The organism is Amycolatopsis sp. NPDC003861 (assembly GCF_053605405.1).
This window is the reverse complement of record NZ_JBSGJD010000447.1, coordinates 1-3,828: the sequence shown is the minus strand read 5'-3', so window position 1 is coordinate 3,828 and position 3,828 is coordinate 1. Positions and strand designations below refer to the sequence as shown.

At 75.0% G+C, this 3,828-nt stretch carries 1 protein-coding gene; it reads left to right on the top strand.

The window, feature by feature from the left end; all coding sequences use genetic code 11:
• Positions 1–3,828: SDR family NAD(P)-dependent oxidoreductase (locus ACWEVN_RS47030; protein WP_452055598.1), on the top strand; the 3,828-nt coding region annotated here is incomplete at both ends.

The window sequence follows — 3,828 nt, the reverse complement described above, 5'->3', positions numbered from 1 at the left end:
CACATGATCCTCGAAGAAGCCCCCGAAGACCTCGTGAGTGAAAAAGCGGGTTCTAACCCTCCTTTCCACTCACGACCGGGCGTGGTGCCGCTGGTCGTGTCGGCCGCCACCGCGGCTTCGCTGGCCGCCCAGGCCGGTCGGCTGGCGGAGGTCGGCGACGTTCCGCTCGCGGACGTCGCCGGGACGCTGGTGTCCGGCCGCGCGGTGCTCAGCGAACGCGCGGTCGTCGTCGCCGGTTCGAACGAAGAAGCCGTCACCGGGCTGCAGGCGCTGGCCCGCGGCGAGAGTGCCCCCGGCCTGCTGACCGGCCGCGGCTCGGGCGCCCCGGGCAAGGTCGTCTGGGTCTTCCCGGGCCAGGGGACGCAGTGGGCCGGGATGGGCCGCGAGCTCCTCGACGCTTCGCCGGTGTTCGCCGCCCGGATCGCCGAGTGCGAGACCGCGCTCGGGCGGTGGGTCGACTGGTCGCTGACCGACGTCCTCCGCGGCGACGCCGATCTCCTCGACCGGGTCGACGTCGTGCAGCCGGCGAGCTTCGCCGTCATGGTCGGCCTCGCGGCCGTGTGGGCTTCGCTCGGCGTCGAGCCCGAGGCCGTGGTGGGCCACTCGCAGGGCGAGATCGCGGCCGCGTGCGTGTCGGGCGCGTTGTCCCTCGACGACGCGGCGAAGGTGGTTGCGTTGCGCAGCCAGGCGATCGCCGCCTCACTGGCCGGCCGCGGCGGGATGGCCTCGGTCGCGCTGAGCGAAGAGGACGCGACCGCGCGGATCGAGCCGTGGGCGGGCCGCGTGGAGGTCGCGGCGGTCAACGGGCCGACGTCCGTGGTCATCGCCGGGGACGCCGAAGCCCTGGACGAAGCCCTCGACGCGCTCGACGACCAGGGGGTCCGGATCCGGCGGGTCGCGGTGGACTACGCCTCCCACACCCGGCACGTCGAAGCCGCCCGCGACGCACTGGCCGAGATGCTCGGCGGGATCCGCGCGCAGGCCCCGGAGGTGCCGTTCTACTCGACCGTCACCGGCGAATGGGTCGAAGACGCCGGTGTCCTCGACGGCGGCTACTGGTACCGCAACCTGCGCCGCCAGGTCCGGTTCGGCCCGGCCGTGGCCGAGCTGATCGAGCAGGGCCACCGGGTGTTCGTCGAGGTCAGCGCCCACCCGGTGCTGGTCCAGCCGATCAACGAACTCGTCGACGATTCCGAAGCCGTCGTGACCGGGACGCTGCGGCGCGAAGACGGCGGCCTCCGGCGTCTGCTGGCCTCGGCGGCCGAGCTCTTCGTGCGCGGCGTGACCGTGGACTGGTCCGGCGTGCTGCCGCCGTCGCGGCGGGTCGAGCTGCCGACGTACGCCTTCGACCACCAGCACTACTGGCTGCAGATGGGCGGGGCCGCGAGCGACGCGGCTTCGCTGGGCCTGGCCGGCGCCGACCACCCGCTGCTCGGCGCGGTCGTCCCGCTGCCGCAGTCCGACGGCCTGGTCTTCACCTCGCGGCTGTCGCTGAAGACGCACCCGTGGCTGGCCGGGCACGCGATCGGCGGCGTCGTGCTCATCCCGGGCACGGTCTACGTCGACCTCGCCCTGCGGGCCGGGGACGAACTCGGCTTCGGCGTCCTGGAAGAGCTCGTCATCGAGGCGCCGCTGGTGCTCGGCGAACGCGGCGGGGTCCGCGTGCAGGTCGCGGTGAGCGGGCCGAACGAAACCGGCTCGCGCGCGGTCGACGTCTTCTCCATGCGGGACGACAGTGACGAGTGGGTTCGGCACGCGACCGGCCTCCTCGGCGAGTCGGCCGCCCGGGAGCCGGGCCGCTTCGACTTCGCCGCCTGGCCGCCCGCCGGGGCCGAGCCGATCGACGTCGGGAGCTTCTACTCCGACCTGACCGAACGCGGCTACGCCTACAGCGGCGCGTTCCAGGGCATGCGGGCGGTCTGGCGGCGCGGTGACGAGGTGTTCGCCGAGGTCGCGCTGCCCGACGACCACCGCGAGGACGCCGGCAAGTTTGGCCTCCACCCCGCGCTGCTGGACGCCGCTCTGCACACGAACGCCTTCGCCAACCCGGACGACGACCGCAACGTGCTGCCGTTCGCGTGGAACGGCCTGGTCCTGCACGCCGTCGGCGCCTCGGCGCTGCGGGTGCGGGTCGCGCCGGGCGGGCCGGACGCGCTGACGTTCCAGGCCGCCGACGAGACCGGTGGCCTGGTCGTCACCATGGATTCCCTCGTGTCCCGCGAGGTTTCGGCCGCGCAGCTGGAGACGGCGGCGGGCGAAGAGCGCGACTCGCTGTTCCAGGTCGACTGGGTCGACCTGCCCGCGGCCGAACCCGTGGCCACGGACCACGCCGAGGTGCTCGAAGCCGTCGGCGGTGCGCCCCTGGACCTGACCGGCCGGGTGCTGGAAGCCGTGCAGGCGTGGCTCGACGGCGCGGCCGAGGAAGCCCGCCTGGTCGTCGTGACCCGCGGCGCGGTCCGCGAGGTGACCGACCCGGCCGGAGCTGCCGTGTGGGGCCTGGTGCGGGCCGCCCAGGCGGAGAACCCGGGCCGGATCGTGCTCGTCGACACCGACGGCGAGCTGCCGCTGGGTGCGGTGCTGGCCACCGGCGAGCCGCAGCTCGCGGTGCGCGGCGGTGCGTTCTCCGTCCCGCGGCTGGCCCGCGCGGCCGGCGAGGTGCCGGACGCGCCCGCGGTGTTCAGTCCGGACGGGACGGTCCTGCTCACCGGCGGCACCGGCTCGCTCGGCGCGCTCGTGGCGAAGCACCTGGTCGCCCGGCACGGCGTCCGGCGCCTGGTCCTCGCCAGCCGCCGCGGCGTGGCCGCGGAAGACCTCCTCGCCGAGCTGACCGGGCAGGGCGCGGACGTGTCCGTGGTCGCCTGCGACGTCTCCGACCGCGACCAGGTCGCCGCGCTGCTGGCCGAGCACCGCCCGACCGGCATCGTGCACCTGGCCGGCCTGCTCGACGACGGCGTCATCGGAGCACTGAACCGCGAGCGGCTGGCCGGGGTGTTCGCGCCCAAGGTCGACGCCGTCCAGCACCTCGACGAACTGACCCGGGGCAGTGAACTCGACGCCTTCGTCGTGTTCTCGTCCGCGGCCGCGCTCATGGGCTCGGCCGGGCAGGGCAACTACGCGGCGGCCAACGCCTTCCTCGACGGCCTGATGGCCGGGCGCCGGGCGGCGGGCCTGCCGGGCGTGTCGCTGGCGTGGGGCCTGTGGGAGCAGGCCGACGGCCTGACCGCGCACCTGTCCGCCACCGACCAGGCCCGGATGAGCCGCGGCGGCGTGCTCGCCATGACGCCCGCCGAGGCCCTCGACATCTTCGACATCGGCCTGGCTTCCGAGCAGGCGCTGCTGGTCCCGATCAAGCTCGACCTGAAGACCCTGCGCGGCGGCGGGGAAGTCCCGCACCTGCTGCGCGGCCTGGTCCGCGCGAGCCGCCGGGTGGCGCGGACGGCGGCCGCCAGTGGTGGCGGCGGGCTGGTCCACAAGCTCGCCGGGCGGCCCGCGGAGGAGCAGGAAGCGGTCCTGCTGGGCATCGTCCAGACCGAGGCCGCCGCGGTGCTCGGCTTCAACGCCCCCGAGCTGGCCCAGGGCACCAAGGGGTTCAGCGACCTCGGCTTCGACTCGCTGACCGCGGTCGAGCTGCGGAACCGGCTGAGCGCCGCGACGGGCGTCAAGCTGCCCGCCACGCTCGTCTTCGACTACCCGACGCCGGTCGCGCTCGCCCGGCACCTGCGTGAGGAACTGGGGGAGACCGTCGCCGGGGCGCCCGCCGCGCCGGCCGCGGTCGCCGCGGACGCGGGCGAGCCGATCGCCATCGTCGGCATGGCCTGCCGCCTGCCG